The following is a 20,910-nucleotide window of genomic DNA, read 5'->3' as shown; positions in this document are numbered from 1 at the left end:
GCATGGGGGAAGCGATTCGCATCATCGGCATCGATCCGGGCCTTAGGCGCACCGGCTGGGGCATTGTCGAGAGCCTCGGCAACTCGCTGCGCTTCGTCGCATCCGGCACCGTGCGCTCCGACGACAAGGCGCCGCTCGCAACAAGGCTCTGCCAATTGCATGACGGGCTGGCCGAGGTGCTGCATCAGGCCATGCCTCAGGAGGCCGCGGTCGAGCAGACCTTCGTGAACAAGGATGCGACGGCGACGCTGAAGCTCGGCCAGGCACGCGGCATCGCCATGCTGGTGCCGGCGCGCGCCGGGCTCGTGGTCGCCGAATATGCCCCCAACGCGGTCAAGAAAGCGGTGATCGGCGTCGGCCATGGGGAGAAGAAGCAGATCCACATGATGGTCAAAGTGCTGATGCCGAAGGCGGTGTTCGACACCGACGATGCCGCCGACGCGCTGGCCATCGCCATATGTCATGCGCATCACCGCCAAAGCGTCGCTTACCGGATGGCGGCGCTGGCCGGCTAGCGTGTTCTTGACTTGTTCTCGTCGGTACGATAAGTAATACTTGTGAGGTATTACCATGCGCGTGACCACCAAGGGACAAGTCACGATCCCCAAGCCGATCAGGGATCACCTGGGTATCGGGCCGGGCTCGGAGGTAGAGTTCGTGGCGACCGACGAGGGCGCCTGGCTCGTCGCCGTCAACGAAAACCTTTCCGAGGAGGAAGCCTCCCGCAAATTCAGGGAAGTCCTCGATAAAATGAAGGGGACGCTGGATCTGGGCGGCATGACGACTGACGAGTACATGCAATGGTTGAGGGGCCCGCGTGAAGATCTCGACGTTGGTTGACACGAATGTGCTGATAGACGTCTGGGGGCCGGGCGGACCCGCGACGGAATGGTCGGCCAACGCCATCGCCTCCTGCCGGCGCGAAGGCGCGTTGGTGGTCAACACGATTGTCTGGTCCGAACTTGCCCCGCTGATCGCGACAGAGGCACAGCTTAAAAGAGCGACCGACATGCTTGAGATCGACCGCGAGCTGGTGCCGTGGGAAGCGGCGTTCGCGGCCGGTGTCGCGCATTCCCGCTACCGTCGCGCCGGCGGCGTTCGGGAAAGGACGCTGCCCGACTTTTTCATTGGCGCTCATGCGGCCGTTGCCGGGCACCGTCTCCTGACACGCGACCCCGCTCGTTACCGCAGCTATTTTCCCGATCTCGAAATCATCTTTCCGGAAACATGAAAGCCACGACATGATCGGCAAGCTCAAGGGAACACTTGACGAGATCGATGAGGACTCCTGCCTGGTCGACGTGCACGGCGTCGGCTACGTCGCCCATTGCTCGGCACGCACATTGGCATCGCTGCCGGCGCCCGGCGAGGCGGTGGTGCTGTTCATCGAGACCTATGTGCGCGAGGACATGATCCGGCTCTATGGTTTCCAGTCGGCGTTGGAGCGCGAATGGTTCCGCCTTTTGATGAGCAATGTGCAGGGCGTCGGCGCCAAGGTGGCGCTGGCGGTGCTGTCGACGCTGGCGCCGGCCGACCTCGCCAATGCGATCGCGTTGCGCGACATCGCCATGGTTTCCCGCGCGCCGGGCGTCGGCAAGAAAGTGGCCGAGCGCATCGTCACCGAATTGCGCACCAAGGCTCCGGCCTATGCCGGCGCCGGCAACGGCACGATCGGCCTCAGGCAAGAGCTCGGCGAGGGCGTGGCGCCTGCACCGATCGCCGATGCCGTATCGGCGCTGGTCAATCTCGGCTATTCGCGCGACATCGCCGCCAACGCGGTTTCGGCGGCGCTTAAGTCGGCCGGCGAAGGGGCGGACGCGTCGAAGCTGATCCGCTTCGGATTGAAGGAACTGGCGCGGTGAGACGCTTGTCCTGCCCCTTGGCGTATGCGAGGAACGCCGCATGAGCCTTTCGCCTCGCCTCATTGCTCCCGACAAGCGCGGCGAGGATGCCGACCAAACCTTGCGGCCGCAGTCGCTGGATGAGTTCGTCGGCCAGGCGGCCGTGCGCGCCAACCTCAAGGTCTTCGTCGACGCCGCCAAGAGCCGCGGCGAGGCGCTCGACCATGTGCTGTTCGTCGGCCCGCCGGGGCTCGGCAAGACGACACTGGCGCAGATCATGGCGCGCGAGCTCGGCGTCAATTTCCGCTCGACCTCGGGTCCGGTCATCGCCAAGGCCGGGGATCTGGCGGCGCTGCTCACCAATCTCGAGGATCGCGACGTGCTCTTCATCGACGAGATCCACCGGCTCAATCCGGCGGTGGAGGAAATTCTCTATCCGGCGATGGAGGATTTCCAGCTCGACCTGATCATCGGCGAAGGTCCGGCGGCGCGCTCGGTCAAGATCGATCTCGCCCGCTTCACGCTGGTTGCCGCAACAACCCGGCTCGGGCTTCTGACCAACCCGCTGCGCGACCGTTTCGGCATTCCGGTCAGGCTCAATTTCTACACGGTCGAGGAACTGGAGCAGATCGTGCGCCGCGGCGCACGCATCCTCTCGATGCCGCTCGGCGACGATGGCGCGCTGGAGATCGCGCGCCGCGCCCGCGGCACCCCGCGCATCGCCGGCCGGCTCTTGCGCCGGGTGCGCGATTTCGCCTCCGTCGCAGGCGACGGCCATGTCGACAAGCGCATCGCCGACGAAGCGCTGACCAGGCTCGAGGTCGACGGGCTCGGGCTCGACGCGCTCGACCGCCGGTACCTGTCGATGATCGCCCGCAACTTCGGCGGCGGGCCGGTCGGCATCGAGACGATCGCCGCGGGTCTGTCGGAACCACGCGACGCCATCGAGGACATCATCGAGCCCTATCTCATCCAGCAGGGCTTCATCCAGCGCACGCCGCGCGGGCGCGTGCTGACCGCCAACGCCTGGCGGCATCTCGGCCTCGAAGCGCCGAAGGACCTCGCGCAGCAGCAGATCAGTCTGTTCCAGGAAGAGTAACGGACATTTGTTCGTCGGACGCACTTGGAGGGGCTTTCCTGCGCAAAATCTCCTTTGCTCCGCCAAGGTGAGGGCACAATTGCGGCCTCTAAGGCAAGCTTGATGCAACCCCAGGGGCGCGGGGCTGACCGATGATCACCAGACGTGGCTTCCTGCGCCTCATCGGCGGCTCGTTCCTGTCGATGGTGTCGCTCAGCGCCTATGCGGTCGGTATCGAGCCGATGCTTCTGACGCATGTGAAGCGCTATACCCTGACGCCGCCGCACTGGCCGGCCGGACTCAAGCTCCGCGTCGTGGCGCTTGCCGACATCCACGCCTGCAAGCCCTGGATGACAGCCGAGCACATCGCTTCGCTCGTCGAGCGGGCCAATGCCTTGCAGCCGGATCTCGTGGTTCTGCTTGGCGACTATATCGCCGGCATGCGGCTGGTGACGGCCGACGTGTCCGCACCGGATTGGGCGTCCGCCCTTTCAGGGCTGAGGGCGCCGCTCGGCGTGCTCTCGATTCTCGGCAATCACGACTGGTGGCACGATTATGCCGCCCAGGTGACAGGAGCCGGGCCGACAGTCGCGCGCAAGGCTCTGGAGAGCGTCGGCATCCCGGTGCTGGAAAACGACGCCGTGCGGCTGGAGAAGGACGGTCAAGGCTTCTGGATTGCCGGACTTGCGGATCAACTGGCAATCCGGCCGAGCAAAGCCTTGGGTCGCCACGGTTTCAAGGGCTTGGATGATCTCGACGGCACGCTCGCCAAGATCAGCGATGGCGCGCCCATCATCCTGCTCGCGCATGAGCCGGATATCTTCCCGAAAGTCCCGTGGCGGGTATCGCTGACGCTGTCCGGCCACACCCATGGCGGACAAGTGCGGCTGTTCGGCTATTCGCCAGTCGTGCCGTCCGACTTCGGCAACCGCTTCGCCTACGGCCATATCGTCGAGAACGACCGCAACCTGATCGTGTCCGGCGGACTCGGCTTCAGCATCATGCCGGTGCGTTTCGGCATGCCGCCGGAGATCCTGCAGATCGATCTCGGGTAGTTTTCCTTCGGGAAGGGCTCAGTGAAGTGACCTGATCGCGTCCATCACATTGGGCTCGGCCTTGGCGCCATCGAAGGCGTCGACGATGCCGAAGGCGCCGCCATAGCCCCAAACCGACCAGGAGAAGCCATGCGCCTCGGCGCGCGCCATCATGTCCCTGACATAGGCGGCGCGGTATTCCGCGGGCATCACATAGGCGTTGCCGTATTCCTGGCGGATCATGCCGAACTCGCCGAGTGTGATGTTCTGCGGCTTGATGCCGTTGGCTTTCGCCAGTCCTCGACGGTCTTGAAAGGCGCATCCATCACGCCGACGAGCTTGTCGGGGGTGTCCATGCCGGCGACCTGCTCGTCGAGATAGGCAAGCATGCCGCTGCGGCGCGTCCACGGCGCCTCGGCCTCGATCCTGTCGCGGATCATCTCCAGCGCCACATCGAGCCGGGCGCGCGGCACCGCGGTCAGCGGATAGGGCAGGCCGGTGACATAGCGGATGAAGTCGCCGGCCCAGGTCGCGCCCTGATGCGTCAAAAGGAAGGGATCGTAGGAGTGGAAGGCCCAGAGGATGTTGTCGTCGGGAATCGCCCTCGGATCGATCTTCGCCAGCGAAGCCGCGTTCGAATAGCAGCCGCCGGTGAGGACGAGCGTCAGCCTGGTGGCGGAAGACCGCGCCGCCGCGAACAATTTCTTCTGGCGGTCCGGCCACAGGTTCGTGCCGGTCTCGTCGCAATCGACGATCGGCTCGTTCATCAGCTCGAAAGCAACCTGGCCAGCGTCTTCTTCCGACAGCGTGTGCGCCATCTTGCGTACGACCTCGATATAGGCGTCGAAGGTGGCCGGGTCGTCCATCACCTCGCGCATGCCGATCTTGCGGCTGCCGGCCGGGATGAGATGCAGGTCGACAACCACTTTCAGCCCGGCGCGGTTGATCATGCGCGCCGAGTCCAGCACGCTGGCGTAGAGGTCGTCGCGCAACCAAAGCGTCTCACCGGACAGGAAAGCGAGGGATCGACCGGCATGCGCAGGAAGTCGAAGCCGGCCTCCTTCAGCGCCTTGAGGTCATCCTCTTTCAGGAATTGGCGCCATTCCGGATAGGGCAGGATGGCCTTCGGGTCGTTCCACTTCTCCTCGCCGGTCCAGGTCGTCCACTGGTCGAGATTGAGGCCGCGCTTCATCGAGAACGTCGCCGCCCCGGCGGGCAACGCCAGGGCGACAAGCGCCAGCAGCATCGCCATCAAGGTCTTGATCATCGCGCCCAACAGTGCCATCCGGTTCCGCGCCACGCGCGCACCGCCCGAGATCGTGCATCGGTTCGGAGGCGAGGGCGCGCGAACGAACAGGTGCCCGTTCGAGCCTGAAAAGGAAAGCGCGATGGACGATCATGGTGAATCGGCGGCGCTCGACGCCGGGCTTTCCGGCGCGCTGACGGAATTCGGCCATCGCCTGAAGGCCCGGGTCTACTATGCCGACACCGACTTCTCCGGCGTCGTCTACCATGCGCGCTATCTCGAATTCCTCGAGCGCGGGCGCTCGGATTATCTGCGGCTTGCCGGCGTGCATCACACCGAGCTTGCCGAGGGCAGGCATGGCGAGCGCATCGTCTGGGTGGTGCGGCGCATGGAGATCGACTTCCGTTCGCCTGCCCGCATGGACGATATCCTGACCATCGACACGCGCACCGAGGACATTTCGGGCGCCCGCATCTTCATGGCGCAGCAATTGACGCGCGGCGGCGAAGTGCTGGTCGAGGCGAAGGTCGAGGCGGCGATCATCGGCGAGAACGGCCGGCCAAGACGTTTTCCCAAGGAATGGATCGCTGCCTTTATACCGACGGGTCGCCGTTGAGCCCGACGGTCGCAGCGCGATGCTTCTGGAGCCGTTGACCAACCGATCCAAGCCCGGCAGCGGACTGCCGGGGCGCGGCAATGCGCCGCGCTTCATATCCTAACCCATCCTTAACCATAACGGTTCATGAAGGAATTGGTGAAGATTGGCGCAATTCGTGCGCCTTCCTTTCACCAACATTTGCCCTGAAAAGGCCGCGAACCGGTGCATTCGGGGCTTGTCCCGCAAGCTTCAACCTTCGCGCGATCGGACTAAAGGGATGCCCATGGGCCAGCCGCCAGCGATGCCCGGAAAATCTTAAGGACGTAGTCATGGAAAACATCGCACTCGCCGACCCGGGCGCGCATTTGTCGATATGGGCCTTGTTCATGCAGGCCGGCTGGGTGGTCAAGCTGGTCATGATCGGCTTGCTCTGCGCCTCGATCTGGACCTGGGCGATCATAATCGACAAGCTCGTCGCCTATAGCCGCATGCGGCTCGCGCTCAACCGCTTCGAGCAGGTGTTCTGGTCCGGACAGTCGCTCGAGGACCTCTACCGGACGCTCGCCGACCGCAAGACCACCGGCATGGGCGCGATCTTCGTCGCCGCCATGCGCGAATGGAAGAAGAGTTTCGAGAAAGGGGCGAAGTCGCCGCTGGCGCTGCAGACCCGCATCGACAAGGCGATGGATTTGGCGCTGACCCGCGAGATGGAACGGCTGGAGGGCCGCCTCGGCTTCCTCGCCACGACCGGCTCGGCCGCGCCCTTCATCGGCCTGTTCGGCACCGTCATCGGCATCATGACCTCCTTCCAGGCGATCGCCGCCTCGAAGAACACCAGCCTGTCGGTCGTGGCGCCGGGCATCGCCGAGGCGCTGCTGGCGACGGCCATCGGCCTGCTCGCGGCCATTCCCGCCGTCATCGCCTACAATAAGCTGTCATCGGATGCGAACAAGCTCGCTGTGCGCATGGAAGGGTTTGCGGATGAGTTCTCCGCCATACTCTCGCGCCAAATCGATGAAAAAGTCGCACAGAAGGCCTGAGGAACGATCATGGGTATGTCTGCTGCAAGCGCAGGTGGCATAGGGCGGGGCGGACGCGGCCACAGACGGCGCGGCCGTCACCATAGCCTGATGTCGGAAATCAACGTCACGCCGATGGTCGACGTGATGCTGGTGCTGTTGATCATCTTCATGGTCGCGGCACCGCTGTTGACGGTTGGCGTGCCGATCGACCTGCCGGACACGCAAGCCAAGCCGATGAACGCCGATACGCAGCCGATCACTGTGTCGATCAATGCGACCGGCCAGATCTATCTGCAGGAAACCGAGATTCCGATCGATGAATTGGTGGCGAAGCTGCAGGCGATCTCGAAGACAGGCTACGACGAGCGCATCTTCATCCGCGGCGACAAGTCGACGGACTACGGCACAGCGATGAAGGTCATGGCTCGCGTTTCGGCAGCCGGCTACAAGAACATCGGCCTGGTCTCGCTGCAGGAACAGGACCAGTAGACACGAAGATGAGGACGGGACTCACCACATCGGTGATCTTGCACGCGGTGGCGCTAGCCTTCGGGCTGTTCACGCTGTCCTCACCGCCTGCCATGCCGGCCGCCGACGTGGAGTCGGTGGCGGTCGACATCGTGCCGATGGAGGCCATCGCGCAGACGCTGCAGGGCGACAAGAAAGCGGTTATGCATGAGAAGCCGGCACCGCTGCCGACCAAGCGCCCCGATGTCGTTCCCGATGCGCAGAAGGTCGGCGAGAACAGCGTCGACACCGAGAAACCTGTAACCGACGAGGCCAAGCCGAAGCCGGTCGAGAAGACATCCGCGCCACCGCCGGCGCCGACGCCGACCGAGAAGCCGGCCGCCGAAGACGTGCCGAAGCCGCAGGAGAAGCCGAAGCCGGTGCCCGCGACTGAAGTCGCGCCGACCCCGGCGCCGAAGGAAGAGGTCAAGCCCGAGCCGGTCAAGCAGACGGACCCCAAGCCGACACCGGCCAAGGAGCCCACTCCCGCGCCGCCGAAGGACACGACCGCCGCTATCCAGAAGGAAGAGGTGAAGCCTGACGCCGTCGCCGAGGCGATCGCCAAGGAACAGCCGACCGACGAGGCCAAGCTTCCGGACTCAGCTCCAGCACCCGAGGCGCGGCCAAAGCCGCAGCCCGCTCCCGCCGAAAGCGCCAAGGCGCCGGAACGCAAGGACGCGGAAAAGCCGGTCAAGGAGGCGTCCTCGAAGCCGAAGTCGGATGACAAGCAGTTCAACGCCGATGAGATTTCAGCGTTGCTCGACAAGCAGAAGCCTTCCGGCGGCGGCGCCAAGCGCTCGACGCAACAGTCGTCGCTCGGCGGCGAGAAGGACCAGGGCCAGAAGCTTTCCAAGTCCGAGCAGGGCGCGCTGGAAGCTCAGCTCGGCGGCTGCTGGACGTTGCCTGTCGGATTGGAAGGTTCGGAGAACTTCGTCGTCGTGGTCCGGTTCAACCTCGATACCAACGGCAAGCTCGACGGCCGCCCGTCGGTCGAGCAGTCGAGCGGCAACCGGCAGTTCGACGAAAGCGCCGTGCGCGCGGTTCAAAAATGCGACGTGGCCGGCCTGCAGGTTCCCGCCGGGAAGCAGGATATCTGGAACGACATCCGGGTCACCTTCGATCCAAGGGAGATGCTCGGCCTCTAGGCCGGGCGTCTGAGCCATCAAAGAAGAAAAGCGAGAAGACATGAGATCTTTCCTCAAGCCGCTCCTGACGATTGCAGCCATGGCCCTGGGCATGACAGCCGGCGCCACCTTGCCGGCCTGGGCGCTCGTCGAGCTCAACGTCAACAAGGGCAATGTCGAGCCGCTGCCGATCGCCATCACGGATTTCCAGTCCGGCGACGCGCTCGGCGCGCAGATCACGGAGATCGTCACCGCCGACCTTAAGCGCTCCGGCCTGTTCGCGCCGATCGACAAGAGCGCCTTCATCGAGAAGATCTCGGGCCCGGATGCCACGCCGCGCTTCGACGACTGGAAGGTAATCAACGCGCAAGCGCTGGTCACCGGCAGCGTCGGCAAGGAGGCCGACGGCCGCATCCGCGCCCAGTACCGGTTGTGGGACACTTTTGCCGGCCAGCAGATGGCGGGCGAGCAGTTCTTCGCCAACGACGCCAACACCCGCCGCCTCGCCCACATCATCGCCGACGCCATCTATGAGCGGCTGACCGGTGAGAAAGGCTATTTCGACACGCGCGTTGTCTTCGTCGACGAATCCGGCGCCAAGAACGCGCGCAAGAAGCGTCTCGCCATCATGGACCAGGACGGTGCCAACGTGCGCTATCTCTCGGACGGCCGCGCCATCGTGCTGACGCCGCGCTTCTCGCCGAACCGGCAGGAAATCACCTACATGTCCTATGAGAGCGGGCAGCCGAAGGTCTACCTGCTGCAGATCGAGACCGGGCAGCGCGAGCTGGTCGGCAACTTTCCCGGCATGACGTTCGCGCCGCGCTTCTCGCCCGACGGCCAGAAGGTGATCATGAGCCTGCTGCGCGACGACGGCAACTCCAACATCTTCGCCATGGATCTGAGAAGCCGCACCACCACGCGGCTCACCAATTCGGTCGCCATCGATACCTCGCCGTCCTATTCGCCGGACGGCTCGCAGATCGTCTTCACCTCCGACCGCGGCGGCGGCAGCGGCCGTTCGCAGATCTATGTCATGGGCGCGGACGGCTCCAACCCGCACCGCATCTCGTTCGGCGACGGCGTTTATTCCACGCCGGTATGGTCGCCGCGCGGCGACCTCATCGCCTTCACCAAGCAGTCCGGCGGCGAGTTCCAGATCGGCGTCATGAAGACCGACGGCTCGAGCGAGCGCATCCTTTCCTCCGGCTTCCAGCAGGAGGGACCGACCTGGGCGCCGAACGGCCGCGTGCTGATGTTCTTCCGCGACTCGGCCGGCGGACCGAAATTGGTTTCGGTCGATCTCACCGGCCGCAACGAACAGCAGATCCCGACGGCAAATTTCGCCTCGGATCCGGCCTGGTCGCCGCTGCTGGAGTGAGGGAATTGGGGAATTGAAGAACTGAGGAACTGAGGAACTGAAGAAAATGGAGAAGCCGGGGCGCTTCGTTGAGCGCGCGAGGGACTTGGAGGTCTACAAGCGCGCCTACGCAGTTTCTCTTGAGGTGCATAGAGCCACGCTTGCTTTCCCGAAAATTGAGCAATACGCGCTAGCCGATCAATTGCGTCGCTCAAGTAAAGCGATCTGCGCCAATCTGGCTGAGGGATTTGCCAAACAGAGCCACTCCAAAGCTGAATTTGCTCGCTTCGTTTCGATGACGATGGGGTCATGCAGTGAAGTGGAAACGTGGATATCCTACGCGTTCGACCTTCGATACATCACGCAGGGCCAACTCGACGAGTGGCGGCAATCCTATCTCCAAGTCCATGGGATGCTTGTGAATCTCAGAGAGAAGCTGACCTAATTTCTTTCCTCAGTTCCTCAGTTCCTCAGTTCCTCAGTTCCTCAGTTCCTCAGTTCCCCAACTCCCCAATTCCCCCTTTTTCATGTTTTAGCCGCATTTCCGCCTACGGTTCGCGCACATCTTGGACCCGACAAAAAAGGGCCGAGGACGGCGGCTCGAAACGAAAAATTAACCGTGTTTCTTGAATGCCGGTTAACCCAAACGTGGTTACTGGGTGATCAACGAAATCACTCGAATACGAAGGAGAGGGCGGCAATGGGCCGTATCGCAGCACTTACCAGAAATCCGGCGGTGATCGCGTTGGTGGCAGCGCTTGCCATCACCGGTTGCGCCTCGAAGAAGACCCCGAACAGCGCGGCCGATCTCGGCCTCAACGGCGCCGGCGCCGCCACGCCAGGTTCGGCGCAGGATTTCACCGTCAATATCGGCGACCGCATCTTCTTCGATACCGACTCCTCGTCGATCCGCGCCGACGCACAGACCACGCTCGCCCGCCAGGCGCAGTGGCTCAACCAGTACAGGCAGTATGCCATCGTCATCGAGGGCCATGCCGACGAGCGCGGCACGCGCGAATACAATCTGGCGCTGGGCGCCCGCCGCGCCGCCGCCACCCGCGACTTCCTGGTTTCCAAGGGCGTCGCAGGCAATCGCCTGAAGACGATTTCCTACGGCAAGGAACGTCCGGTCGCTGTCTGCGACGATATCTCGTGCTGGTCGCAGAACCGCCGCGCCGTCACCACGCTCTCCGGCGCCGGCTCCTGAGGCTCCGTCGGGCGGCAAAAATACAACATATGCGAAACGAAAGGCGGCCTCAGGGCCGCCTTTTTCGTATGCGACGGCCTGAAACAAAATTTGGCCGAAGTCTCGCGTCCTGTTATGAGCGCGAGGGCGCTTCCTCCCATTCCGATTTGGAAAGGCGCATCAGGCCAACAGATTTCACGGCGAGAGACATAATGCATTTCAGAACGGTCCTGAGCGGCACGCTTGCGCTGCTGCTCGTATCAAGCATCGCAGGCATCGCAGCCCCGGCGGACGGCGGGCAATCCTCGGACAGCGGGTTCACCTTCCATCTGCCGACGCTCGGCATCTTCGGCGACAAGAAGAAGACTGAGCAGGCTCAAATGGCGCAGCAGGACGGCGCCGGCATCACCGGTCTGGAAGACCAGCTGCGCCAGATGAACGGCAAGATCGAGGAGCTCAATTTCCAGATCCTGCAGATGCAGGAGCAGATGCGCAAGCAGCAGGAAGACAACGAGTTCCGCTTCCAGCAGCTCGAAGGCGGCTCGCAGGGCGCCAAGCCCGCCGAGCAGAAAAAATCCGAGGCCGCGCCGCAGGACGGCAACACCAGGAACGGCAATACGAATTTGGGCGACGCGGGCACCGACACCAGCGTCGCCGATGCTCCGGCGACGCAAGCTCCGGCCGGCACGGGTGCGCAGGACGGCGGCGGCAAGAGCGTCGGCGACGTCATCGTCGAATCGCAGACCGGCGACCCGGGCAAGCTGATCACCGGCGCGCCGCCGAAGACCTTCGGCACCATCACGGTCGACAAGAACGGCAATGTCGTCAATGCCGAACCCAACCCGCAGGCGGGCTCGCAGGCGCAAGCTCCCGCGGCCACGGCAACCGCGCCTTCCGCCGAGACCGGCGCCAAGAGCGACAAGAGCAAGTCCGGCGGTACGGTCATGGCTTCGCTGCCCTCGACCAACGATCCGGACGAGCTTTACCGCAACTCCTACCAGTTCATCCTGTCGGGCGACTATCCCACCGCCGAGCAGGGTTTCCGCGACCATATCTCGCGCTTCCCCAAGGACGCCAAGGCGGCGGATGCGCATTACTGGCTGGGCGAATCCCTGCTTGGCCAGCAGAAATACCGTGATGCGGCTGAGACCTTCCTGGCCGCCAGCAAGGAATACCCGAAGGCCAAGAAGGCGCCCGACATGCTGTTGAAGCTCGGCGTTTCGCTGGTCGGCCTCAAGCAGAACGACGTGGCCTGCGCCACCTTCAGCGAGATCGGCAAGCGCTATCCGGATGTTTCCGGCGCGTTGAAGGAACGCATCAAGCAGGAAAAGGCGCTGGCATCGTGCTAGCCTGCATGTCGTTGTCCCGAAACCGGGACCGCTTTTGGGCTACATGCGCTGATGCTCGACACCGGGCCTGACCTTTCGGACCGCCTTTTTTCAGACTTCGACTTTTCCAACGGCGCCATTGCAGCCGTGTCCGGCGGCAGCGACTCGACCGCCCTTCTCCTTCTCCTCAAGCACCATCTCGACCGAACCCTGCCCGCGGCAAGGCTGCTTGCGGTGACCATCGATCATGAGCTCAGACCAGGGTCGGCAGCCGAAGCGCAAGCCGTGGCCCGGCTCTGCGCCGAGCACGGGATCGCGCACCGCACGCTCATCTGGTCCGGCCGCAAGCCGTCGACCGGCCTGCCGGCCGCCGCGCGTGAGGCACGCTACCGGCTGCTGGCCGAGGCGGCCGAAGCGGAAGGCATCTGCCTGGTCCTGACCGGCCACACCGCCGACGACCAGGCAGAGACCGTGCTGATGCGGCAAGCGCGCGACGGCGGCCGCGGCCTCGCCGGCATGGCGCCCGCCATGCTCTACGACTGGCGCACATGGATCGCCCGGCCGCTGCTCGGCACGCGCCGCGCGGCATTGCGCGAGATGCTGAAGCGCCGCGGCATCGGCTGGATCGAGGACCCGACCAATACCAACCGGCGTTTCGAGCGGCCGCGCATGCGCATCTCGCTTGCGGGCGGCGACGGCGAGGCGCGCTTCGCGCAGGCAATCGCCAAGGCCGGGCAGGCGGCCGCCGAACGCGAGGAACTCGGCAGCCGCGCGGCCGCGGTGATCGGCGCCTTTGCCAGCAGGCCGGCTTCGGGGCTCATCCGTCTCGATCGCGATTTCGCCAATGAGGACAGCGAAGCGGCGCTCTATGCGCTGCGCATCCTGCTTGCCACGGTCGGCGGCGTCTCGTTCCTCGTCGATGAAGCGCGCTGCCGGGCGCTGTTCGAGCGTCTGCGGTCCGGGACGCTTTGCGCCACATTGTCGCGGACCGTGGTCGATACGCGCCGGACCGGCATCTTCCTTTATCGCGAGGCCCGCAACCTGCCCGCCGTTCCGGCGGAGAACCGGGCCCTTTGGGACGGTCGGCGCCGCATCACATTGAGCGACAGACCGGACGGGTTGGTGATCGCGCCAATGGGTGCCGCCGCCAAGCGATTTGCCCCGGAAGGCGGCGTTCCGGCAAGCGTGCTGCGCATGGCGCTGGCCGCTGAACCAGCGCTGTGGCGCGGCGGCGAATGCCTTGATTTTGCTGGCGGCGGCGCTGCGGCGCCGGCAGCGGCAATCGTCCCGGTGGTGTCGCCTTTCGCCCGCTTCCTGCCGTCCTTCGATCTCAAGCCCGCGGCAGCGGTGGCCGCGCTGATCGGCGCGCCGCCGCTGCCGCCATCGCCTTTTCGCGGCCATGATCGCGGCGGAGGATGGGCGAAAGCTTAACCGACGCATGCTGTTATGCTTGGCAAGGGGAGGCGCTCTCCCTATGTTAGGCTCAAGCTTCCTCCATCATCGTGGGTCCGCGCGCGGACGCCAACAGGACAATAGATGAATCCGAATTATCGCAACCTCGCGCTCTGGGCGATCATAGCGGTCCTGCTCATCGCCCTGTTCAATCTTTTCCAGACGCCGCAGACGCGCGGCGCCTCCAGCGAGATTGCCTATTCGCAGTTCCTGCAGGATGTCGCGTCCGGCCGGGTCAAGAGCGTGACCATCGCCGGCGCCCGCATCTCGGGCAATTACACCGACAACGCCAACGGCTTCCAGACCTATTCGCCCGGCGATCCCTCTCTGGTCTCGAGGCTGCAGGACAAGAACGTCACGATCAATGCGCGGCCTGAATCCGACGGTTCCAACTCGCTGTTCGGCTATCTGATCTCGTGGCTGCCGATGATCCTGATCCTCGGTGTGTGGATCTTCTTCATGCGCCAGATGCAGTCCGGCTCCGGCCGCGCCATGGGTTTCGGTAAGTCGAAGGCGAAGCTGCTGACCGAGGCGCATGGCCGCGTCACCTTCCAGGACGTTGCCGGCGTCGACGAGGCCAAGGAGGACCTCGAGGAGATCGTCGAGTTCCTGCGCGACCCGCAGAAATTCCAGCGCCTCGGCGGCAAGATCCCGCGCGGCGTGCTGCTCGTCGGCCCGCCCGGAACCGGCAAGACGCTGCTCGCCCGTTCCGTCGCCGGGGAAGCCAACGTGCCGTTCTTCACCATCTCCGGTTCGGACTTCGTCGAGATGTTCGTCGGCGTCGGCGCCAGCCGCGTGCGCGACATGTTCGACCAAGCCAAGAAGAACGCGCCTTGCATCATCTTCATTGACGAAATCGACGCGGTCGGCCGTCATCGCGGCGCCGGCCTCGGCGGCGGCAATGACGAGCGCGAGCAGACGCTGAACCAGCTCTTGGTCGAGATGGACGGCTTCGAGTCCAACGAAAGCATCATCCTGATCGCCGCCACCAATCGGCCCGACGTGCTCGACCCGGCGCTGCTCCGACCCGGCCGCTTCGACCGCCAGGTCGTGGTGCCGAACCCCGACATCGTCGGCCGCGAGAAGATCCTCAAGGTGCATGTGCGCAACGTTCCGCTGGCGCCCAATGTCGACCTCAAGGTCATCGCGCGCGGCACGCCCGGCTTCTCCGGCGCCGACCTGATGAACCTCGTCAATGAATCCGCGCTGATGGCGGCGCGCCGCAACAAGCGGCTCGTCACCATGGCGGAGTTCGAGGACGCCAAGGACAAGATCATGATGGGCGCCGAGCGCCGCTCGTCGGCGATGACGCAGGCCGAGAAGGAGCTGACCGCCTATCACGAGGCCGGCCACGCCATCCTGGCGCTCAACGTCCCGACGGCCGACCCGCTGCACAAGGCGACCATCATTCCGCGCGGCCGCGCGCTCGGCATGGTCATGCAGCTGCCGGAAGGCGACCGCTATTCGATGAGCTACAAATACATGATCTCGCGGCTGGCGATCATGATGGGCGGCCGCGTCGCCGAGGAGTTCAAGTTCGGCAAGGAGAACATCACCTCCGGCGCTTCCTCCGACATCGAGCAGGCGACCAAGCTGGCGCGCGCCATGGTCACGCGCTGGGGCTTCTCCGACAAGCTCGGCCATGTCGCCTACGGCGACAACCAGGAAGAGGTCTTCCTCGGTCATTCGGTGGCGCGCCAGCAGAACATCTCGGAAGAGACGGCGCAGATCATCGACGCCGAGGTGCGCCGGCTGATCGACGAAGCCTATTCGACGGCGAAGTCGGTGCTCACCAAGAAGAAGAAGGACTGGATCGCGCTGGCCGAAGGGTTGCTCGAATACGAGACGCTGACCGGCGAGGAGATCAAGCAGCTGATCGCCGGCCACAAGCCCGCCCGCGATCTCGGTGACGACACGCCGCCTAGCCGCGGCTCGGCCGTGCCGAAGGCCGGCACCGGCGGCCGCCGCAAGAAGGGCCCCGAGCCCGAAGGCGGCTTGGAGCCGCAGCCGTCGAGCTAGCAAGTGCCACTGATTTGAAGGAAACGCCGCGGCTTCAACCCCGCGGCGTTTTGCTATCCGGCGTTGGTCACAACGGTGTGGGCGCCTGCCTTACCCGGGCGCTGGCCGTCGGTCCGGCCGGCGTGTTGCTTGCCCCATCTGACGAGCGGGATCAGCGCATTGTCCAGCTCGATGCCGAATTCGGTGATCGAGTATTCGACCCTCGGCGGTACTTCGGGGAAGGCTTCGCGATTGATGATGCCGTCGGCCTCCATCTCGCGCAACTGCTGGATAAGCATCTTTTCGCTGATGTCCGGCACCAGCCGCTTCAGTTCGCCGAATCGCGCCGGCGCCTTGTGTACCTGCCAGAGCAGCAATGCTTTCCATTTGCCGCCGATCACCTCAAGCGCCGGCCCTAGTCCGCAACTATCTGGCTGTTCTTTCCCATGTTTCATCCAATTCTGAGCAATCGGTGGGTAGCTTACATTTTTGTCGGTACTTGAGAAAAACCAAGCCGGTCCATAGCTTCGGACCTGATCGCCAATACCGGCGAACACCACAACATCATATCGGTATTTTCGCTTCGGCCTGCAAAGGCCGTCGGCGGCCGGATTTTGTCGAAAGAGGATGGATCATGACACGATCACAAACAAGAAGGCCGTGGTGATCGGCGGGACGCACGGCATGGGACTTGCCGTCGCCGAAGCCCTGGCCGACGGCGGCGCCGAAGTCCTGGTCACCGGACGCGACCAGCGCAATGTCGACGCCGTCCGCGCGAAGCTGTTTTCTCGGGCTCATGTCGTGCAGTCCGACATCAGCGACATGGCCGATATCGTCACGCTCGGGGCGGAAGTGGGACAGAAGCTCGGCCAGATCGATTTCCTTCACATCAATGCCGGCGTCGCCAATCTCCAACCGGTGGAGCGTGTCACCGAGGACAGTTACGACTACGCCTTCAACATCAATGCGAAAGGCGCCTTCTTCACCGCGCAGCGCCTGCTGCCGCTGATCAGGGATGGCGGCGCCATTATCTTCACCTCGTCAGTTGCCGACGAATCCGGCACCGCTGGCATGAGCGTCTATTCCGGATCAAAGGCGGCACTTCGCGCTTTCGCCAAGGTGCTGGCCGCCGAGCTTCTGCCACGCCGGATCCGCGTGAATGTGGTCAGCCCCGGTTTCATCGATACGCCGACCATGGGTGTGGCCGGTGCTTCCGCCGAAGAGCGGGCCGCCTTCATGAGGATAGGCGATGCCGTCACACCGATGAAGCGTCACGGCACGGTCGAGGAGGTGGCGCGCGCGGTGCTGTTCCTGGCGCTCGACGCGACCTTCACCACGGGCGCGCGGCTGACCGTCGATGGCGGCCTTGGCCAGGATCTGAGCCCGGTGCCAGCGTGACCCCCGCAAGCGAACAAAGGAGAAGCAGGATGAGATATCACGGTAATTGGCCTCGGCGCCATGGGCACGGCGCTCGCCGAAGCCCTTCTCAACAAGGGACATGCGGTGACGGTGTGGAACCGTTCACCGGCAAAATCGGAAGCTTTGGCGGGAAAGGGGGCCATCGTGGCCGCGAGCGTAGAGGAAGCCGTCAGATCGAGCCCTCTGATCGTGCGTGCCTTCTTGTCTATGACACTGTCCATGAGGTGATTGATCCGGCACGGGAAGCGCTGTCGGGTCGCACATTTGTCAATCTCACCAACGGTACACCTGAGCAGGCAAGGGCGATGTCCGTCTGGGCCACCAAATACGACGCCCACTATATCGATAGTGGCATCATGGCGGTGCCGCCGATGATCGGCGGGCAGCATGCCTTGATCCTTTACAGCGGCCCAAGGCAAGCATTCGACGCCCATTCGGGGCTGCTCGATGCGCTCGGCACCAGCAGATATCTTGGCGAGGATGCGGGTCTCGCGCCGCTCTACGATATCTCGCTTCTGGCCGGAATGTATGGGCTGTTCGCTGGTGTCCTGCAGGCGCTGGCGTTGACCGGCACGGCTGGAATCCCGGCCGGGGAATTCATGCCGCTGCTGATGTCATGGCTTCAGGCCATGCAAGGCGGGTTGCCCAAATGGGCGGAGCAGGTCGACAGTGGCGATCACACCAGCAATGTCGTTTCCAACCTGGGCATGCAGGCTGATGCCTATGTCAATCTGGTCGACGCCAGCAGGGCGGCCGATATCAGCACTGAACTCGTTTTGCCGATGCAAAGCCTCATGAAACGCGGGGTGGCTACCGGCAAAGCCGACGCCGATCTTTCAAGCCTGGTCGCGCTCCTGCAGTTCTCAAAGCAAGGCAACTGAGGCTGATCTAAAGCGCGTCGTCTCGAAACGGATTCATGCGACGCGCTTTAGGTCGCTCTTTCGACGCATGTCGTTCGCCCAAAACCGATATGCATAGCTCGGCAAAAAGCCCGCGAACCTTGCGGTTCGCGGGCTTTGTTTTGGGTCCTGCTGCCGATCAGCTCTTCAGCTTGGCGTTGCAGAGGCTGTAGAAGCCGCCGCCCTTCTGGATCCACTTCAGGCCGTTCAGAGTATTGGCGTCCTTGTTGGCATAGTACTGCTCGAGGCAGGTATGCATGCGGCCCTTGGCCGGGGTTTCGGTGGCAAATTTCGGCGAGATGGCGGTCGGGAAGGTCACGCCCTTCGGAGCGGTCACCGTCGGCTTCGCCGGTTCCTTCGTGAAAGTCGCCTCCGTCGGAGCCGGCACGGTGTCGTCATCGGCTGCGGCAGCACCGCATTCGGCCTTGCGGAAGTCGTTCCACTTCATGCCGTTCAGCTTGTTGGCGGTCTTGGCCGCCTGGTACTTGGTGCTGCATTCGGCCATGCTCAGGCCCTTGCCGCCGTCGGCCGCAGCGGTCGACGTCTTGGTGGCAGGTTTGGTCTCGGTCGCTGCCGCGGTGGCGCCGGCCGCGCATTCGGTCTTGCGGAAGTCGTTCCACTTCATGCCGTTCAGCGTGCCGGCGGCCTTCGCGGCCTGGTACTTGGCGCTGCATTCCTTGGCGGTCAGGCCCTTGGCCGAGCTGTCGGCTGTTGCCGCGGCGGTCGTCTCCTTGGCCTTCTTGGCTGGCTTGGTGTCAGCCGCCTTGGTGTCGGTCGCCGCCTTCGTGTCGGTCGTGGCCTTCGTGTCGGTCGCGGCGGCATCGCTGCCGCACTGGGCCTTGCGGAACTGGTTCCAGGTCTGGCCGTTGAGCGTTCCGGCATCCTTGGCCGCGTTGTACTTGGTGCTACACTCGGCCATGGTCAGCGCGTTGGCCGGCGCCGCCACGAAAAAGGCTGCGACGGCTAGGCCCGTCAATGTTGCAAGTCTATGAATAAGCATGGCGTTTTTCTCCCTTGCTGCCGCCAGGTCCCTATACCAAATCAATAGCTCTCAACTTCGGATTGCGCCAGATGCTTCCGGGGCGGATGCCGTAACAAAGTGTGCTCGTCCCGATAAGATGATGAATTGCTTGCGGTCGGTTGCGCGAGCAAGGTCTTGCCAGGCGACGTTGGGCAGAAAAGCTCGCTCCGGCTGGTATATTGCCGCTGCAGTGGGGGCTCGTGGTAGGCTGTCGAATCACTTGACCCGCCCGCGACAATGATTTTCTAAGGAATGGTAATATACAATCACGAAATGTGATGATCGGATGCGGCCCAATTGTGGCAATACGGGCGGCTGAAAACCGACGGGGACTTTAGCAAGCATGGCAGGGCAGTATTTCGGCACCGACGGCATCCGCGGACGCGCCAACAAGTTTCCGATGACGGCCGAGGTCGCCATGCGGGTGGGGATGGCCGCCGGGCTTTCTTTCCAGCGCGGCAATCACCGGCACCGAGTCGTGCTCGGCAAGGACACGCGGCTTTCCGGCTACATGATCGAGAACGCGATGGTGTCGGGCCTTTGCGCCGCCGGCATGGACGTGTTCCTGCTCGGACCGATTCCGACGCCGGCGGTCGCCATGCTGGTGCGCTCGCTGCGCGCCGATATCGGCGTGATGATCTCGGCCTCGCACAACCCCTACTACGACAACGGCATCAAGCTGTTCGGTCCCGACGGCTACAAGCTCTCCGATGAGATCGAGGAGCGTATCGAAGGCATGCTCGACAAGGACATCGAGCTTGCGCTTGCCGATTCCGACGGGCTGGGCCGCGCCAAGCGCGTCGACGGCGTCCACGACCGCTACATCGAATTCGCCAAGCGCACGCTACCGCGCTCGATGTCGCTTTCCGGCTTGAGGATCGTCGTCGACTGCGCGAACGGCGCCTCCTACAAGGTGGCGCCGGAGGCGCTGTGGGAGTTGGGCGCCGAAGTGGTCGCCATCAATGTCGAGCCGAACGGCTTCAACATCAACAAGGAGTGCGGCTCGACCCATCCGGCCGGCCTGCAGAAGAAGGTGCACGAGGTGCGCGCCGACATCGGCATCGCGCTCGACGGCGACGCCGACCGCGTCGTCATCGTCGACGAGAACGGCGCCATCGTCGACGGCGACCAGATCATGGCGCTGATCGCCGAGTCCTGGCACCAGAACGGACGGCTGGCCGGCGGCGGCGTCGTCTCCACGGTGATGTCCAATCTCGGCCTCGAGCGTTTCCTCGGCGACATGAAGCTGCAGCTGCACCGCACCAAGGTCGGCGACCGTTATGTCGTCGAGCACATGCGCGCGCACGGCCTCAATGTCGGCGGCGAGCAGTCCGGCCATATCGTGCTGTCCGATTTCTCGACCACCGGCGATGGGCTGGTTTCGGCGCTGCAGGTGCTGGCCTGCATCAAGCGGCAGAACCGGCCGGTCAGCGAGCTGTCGAAAAAGTTCGAGCCGGTGCCGCAGCTTCTGAAGAATGTCCGCATCTCCGGCGGCAAGCCGTTGGAGGAGGCGCTGGTCAAGGCGGCGATCGAGAACGCGCGCAACCGGCTCGGCAAGTCCGGCCGCCTCGTCATCCGGCCCTCCGGCACCGAACCGCTGATCCGCGTCATGGCCGAAGGCGACGATCCGCAGCTGGTCGAGACCGTGGTCAACGACATCGTCGGCATCATCTCGGAAACCCGCAGCGCCGCTTGATTGGCCGCGAACCGGCCCGCCGCATTTGGAAGCCCGCAGTCCGGCGGGCTTTTTTGTGCCGGCAGCGTTCCGGACAACGGCATACCCTCTAAAATTGTATA

Annotated in this window: 22 protein-coding genes and 1 pseudogene; 20 read left to right on the top strand and 3 right to left on the bottom strand. The window is 64.0% G+C overall.

Annotated features, from left to right (window positions below; translation table 11 throughout):
* Positions 1-2 precede the first annotated feature (2 nt).
* From ruvC to EH240_RS22910, 6 genes are all read left to right on the top strand, one after another.
* Positions 3-515: a crossover junction endodeoxyribonuclease RuvC gene (gene ruvC, locus EH240_RS22935; RefSeq protein ID WP_125002857.1), complete on the top strand. Its 513-nt coding sequence runs from the start codon at positions 3-5 to the stop codon at positions 513-515.
* Between the two features lie 55 nt (positions 516-570).
* Positions 571-840, top strand: coding sequence for an AbrB/MazE/SpoVT family DNA-binding domain-containing protein (locus EH240_RS22930; protein WP_125002855.1), 270 nt, complete (start codon positions 571-573; stop codon positions 838-840).
* Complete coding sequence (locus tag EH240_RS22925) at positions 818-1,231, top strand: type II toxin-antitoxin system VapC family toxin (RefSeq protein ID WP_125002853.1); 414 nt, start codon at positions 818-820, stop codon at positions 1,229-1,231. Before EH240_RS22930 ends, EH240_RS22925 begins: the two co-directional genes overlap by 23 nt.
* 10 nt (positions 1,232-1,241) lie before the next feature.
* Positions 1,242-1,862: a Holliday junction branch migration protein RuvA gene (ruvA, locus tag EH240_RS22920; RefSeq protein ID WP_125002851.1), complete on the top strand. Its 621-nt coding sequence runs from the start codon at positions 1,242-1,244 to the stop codon at positions 1,860-1,862.
* 40 nt (positions 1,863-1,902) lie between these two features.
* Positions 1,903-2,940, top strand: a complete 1,038-nt coding sequence (gene ruvB / locus EH240_RS22915; protein ID WP_125002849.1) for a Holliday junction branch migration DNA helicase RuvB — start codon at positions 1,903-1,905, stop codon at positions 2,938-2,940.
* Positions 2,941-3,071: 131 nt separating this feature from the next.
* A complete protein-coding gene (locus EH240_RS22910; protein ID WP_125002847.1) occupies positions 3,072-3,974 on the top strand; it encodes a metallophosphoesterase in 903 nt (300 codons plus the stop codon).
* Positions 3,975-3,992: 18 nt separating this feature from the next.
* Here EH240_RS22910 and EH240_RS22905 read toward each other — a convergent pair.
* Positions 3,993-5,238 (bottom strand): annotated as a pseudogene (locus EH240_RS22905) (glycoside hydrolase family 5 protein).
* A 103-nt stretch (positions 5,239-5,341) separates the two neighbouring features.
* Between EH240_RS22905 and ybgC the strand changes: the two are divergent.
* The 10 genes from ybgC to ftsH all read left to right on the top strand — a co-directional run bounded on the left by ybgC (position 5,342) and on the right by ftsH (position 15,795).
* Positions 5,342-5,815, top strand: a complete 474-nt coding sequence (ybgC, locus tag EH240_RS22900; RefSeq protein ID WP_125002845.1) for a tol-pal system-associated acyl-CoA thioesterase — start codon at positions 5,342-5,344, stop codon at positions 5,813-5,815.
* A 311-nt stretch (positions 5,816-6,126) separates the two neighbouring features.
* The gene (gene tolQ / locus EH240_RS22895; RefSeq protein WP_125002843.1) at positions 6,127-6,837 is read left to right on the top strand and encodes a protein TolQ; all 711 of its coding nucleotides are present in this window, start codon (positions 6,127-6,129) and stop codon (positions 6,835-6,837) included.
* Positions 6,838-6,846: 9 nt separating this feature from the next.
* Positions 6,847-7,308: a protein TolR gene (tolR, locus tag EH240_RS22890; protein ID WP_125002841.1), complete on the top strand. Its 462-nt coding sequence runs from the start codon at positions 6,847-6,849 to the stop codon at positions 7,306-7,308.
* A gap of 8 nt (positions 7,309-7,316) precedes the next feature.
* Positions 7,317-8,471 carry a TonB family protein gene (locus tag EH240_RS22885; RefSeq protein ID WP_125002839.1) on the top strand — a complete coding sequence of 385 codons (1,155 nt, stop codon included), beginning with the start codon at positions 7,317-7,319 and terminating at the stop codon, positions 8,469-8,471.
* 79 nt (positions 8,472-8,550) lie between these two features.
* Entirely contained in the window at positions 8,551-9,831 is a 1,281-nt protein-coding gene (gene tolB / locus EH240_RS22880; RefSeq protein WP_245436313.1) for a Tol-Pal system beta propeller repeat protein TolB, read from the top strand.
* 46 nt (positions 9,832-9,877) lie between these two features.
* Entirely contained in the window at positions 9,878-10,255 is a 378-nt protein-coding gene (locus tag EH240_RS22875; RefSeq protein ID WP_125002835.1) for a four helix bundle protein, read from the top strand.
* Between the two features lie 255 nt (positions 10,256-10,510).
* Positions 10,511-11,017, top strand: coding sequence for a peptidoglycan-associated lipoprotein Pal (pal, locus tag EH240_RS22870; RefSeq protein ID WP_125002833.1), 507 nt, complete (start codon positions 10,511-10,513; stop codon positions 11,015-11,017).
* Between the two features lie 191 nt (positions 11,018-11,208).
* On the top strand, positions 11,209-12,345 hold the full coding sequence (gene ybgF, locus EH240_RS22865) for a tol-pal system protein YbgF (protein WP_125002831.1): 1,137 nt from the start codon (positions 11,209-11,211) through the stop codon (positions 12,343-12,345).
* Between the two features lie 51 nt (positions 12,346-12,396).
* On the top strand, positions 12,397-13,755 hold the full coding sequence (gene tilS, locus EH240_RS22860) for a tRNA lysidine(34) synthetase TilS (RefSeq protein WP_125002829.1): 1,359 nt from the start codon (positions 12,397-12,399) through the stop codon (positions 13,753-13,755).
* A 105-nt stretch (positions 13,756-13,860) separates the two neighbouring features.
* Positions 13,861-15,795, top strand: a complete 1,935-nt coding sequence (ftsH, locus tag EH240_RS22855; protein ID WP_125002827.1) for an ATP-dependent zinc metalloprotease FtsH — start codon at positions 13,861-13,863, stop codon at positions 15,793-15,795.
* Positions 15,796-15,848: 53 nt separating this feature from the next.
* Here the strand turns inward: ftsH and EH240_RS22850 are convergent, their stop codons facing one another.
* On the bottom strand, positions 15,849-16,331 hold the full coding sequence (locus EH240_RS22850; protein ID WP_281035149.1) for a winged helix-turn-helix transcriptional regulator: 483 nt from the start codon (positions 16,329-16,331) through the stop codon (positions 15,849-15,851).
* A gap of 70 nt (positions 16,332-16,401) precedes the next feature.
* On the opposite strand from EH240_RS22850, the gene EH240_RS22845 reads away from it, so the two are divergent.
* From EH240_RS22845 to EH240_RS22840, 3 genes are all read left to right on the top strand, one after another.
* Positions 16,402-17,172 (top strand): SDR family oxidoreductase, encoded by a 771-nt coding sequence (locus tag EH240_RS22845; RefSeq protein ID WP_125002824.1) that lies wholly within the window; start codon positions 16,402-16,404, stop codon positions 17,170-17,172.
* A 60-nt stretch (positions 17,173-17,232) separates the two neighbouring features.
* On the top strand, positions 17,233-17,421 hold the full coding sequence (locus EH240_RS39165) for an NAD(P)-binding domain-containing protein (protein ID WP_245436305.1): 189 nt from the start codon (positions 17,233-17,235) through the stop codon (positions 17,419-17,421).
* 77 nt (positions 17,422-17,498) lie between these two features.
* Positions 17,499-18,074 carry an imine reductase family protein gene (locus tag EH240_RS22840; RefSeq protein WP_245436303.1) on the top strand — a complete coding sequence of 192 codons (576 nt, stop codon included), beginning with the start codon at positions 17,499-17,501 and terminating at the stop codon, positions 18,072-18,074.
* Between the two features lie 157 nt (positions 18,075-18,231).
* Here the strand turns inward: EH240_RS22840 and EH240_RS22835 are convergent, their stop codons facing one another.
* Positions 18,232-19,092: a hypothetical protein gene (locus EH240_RS22835; RefSeq protein ID WP_125002822.1), complete on the bottom strand. Its 861-nt coding sequence runs from the start codon at positions 19,090-19,092 to the stop codon at positions 18,232-18,234.
* Positions 19,093-19,456: 364 nt separating this feature from the next.
* On the opposite strand from EH240_RS22835, the gene glmM reads away from it, so the two are divergent.
* On the top strand, positions 19,457-20,809 hold the full coding sequence (gene glmM, locus EH240_RS22830; RefSeq protein ID WP_125002820.1) for a phosphoglucosamine mutase: 1,353 nt from the start codon (positions 19,457-19,459) through the stop codon (positions 20,807-20,809).
* Positions 20,810-20,910 lie beyond the last annotated feature (101 nt).

Origin of the sequence: Mesorhizobium tamadayense (assembly GCF_003863365.1) — a bacterium.
GTDB lineage: Bacteria > Pseudomonadota > Alphaproteobacteria > Rhizobiales > Rhizobiaceae > Mesorhizobium > Mesorhizobium tamadayense.
The sequence above is the reverse complement of the archived record's forward strand: the minus strand, read 5'-3'. Positions and strand labels throughout refer to the sequence as shown.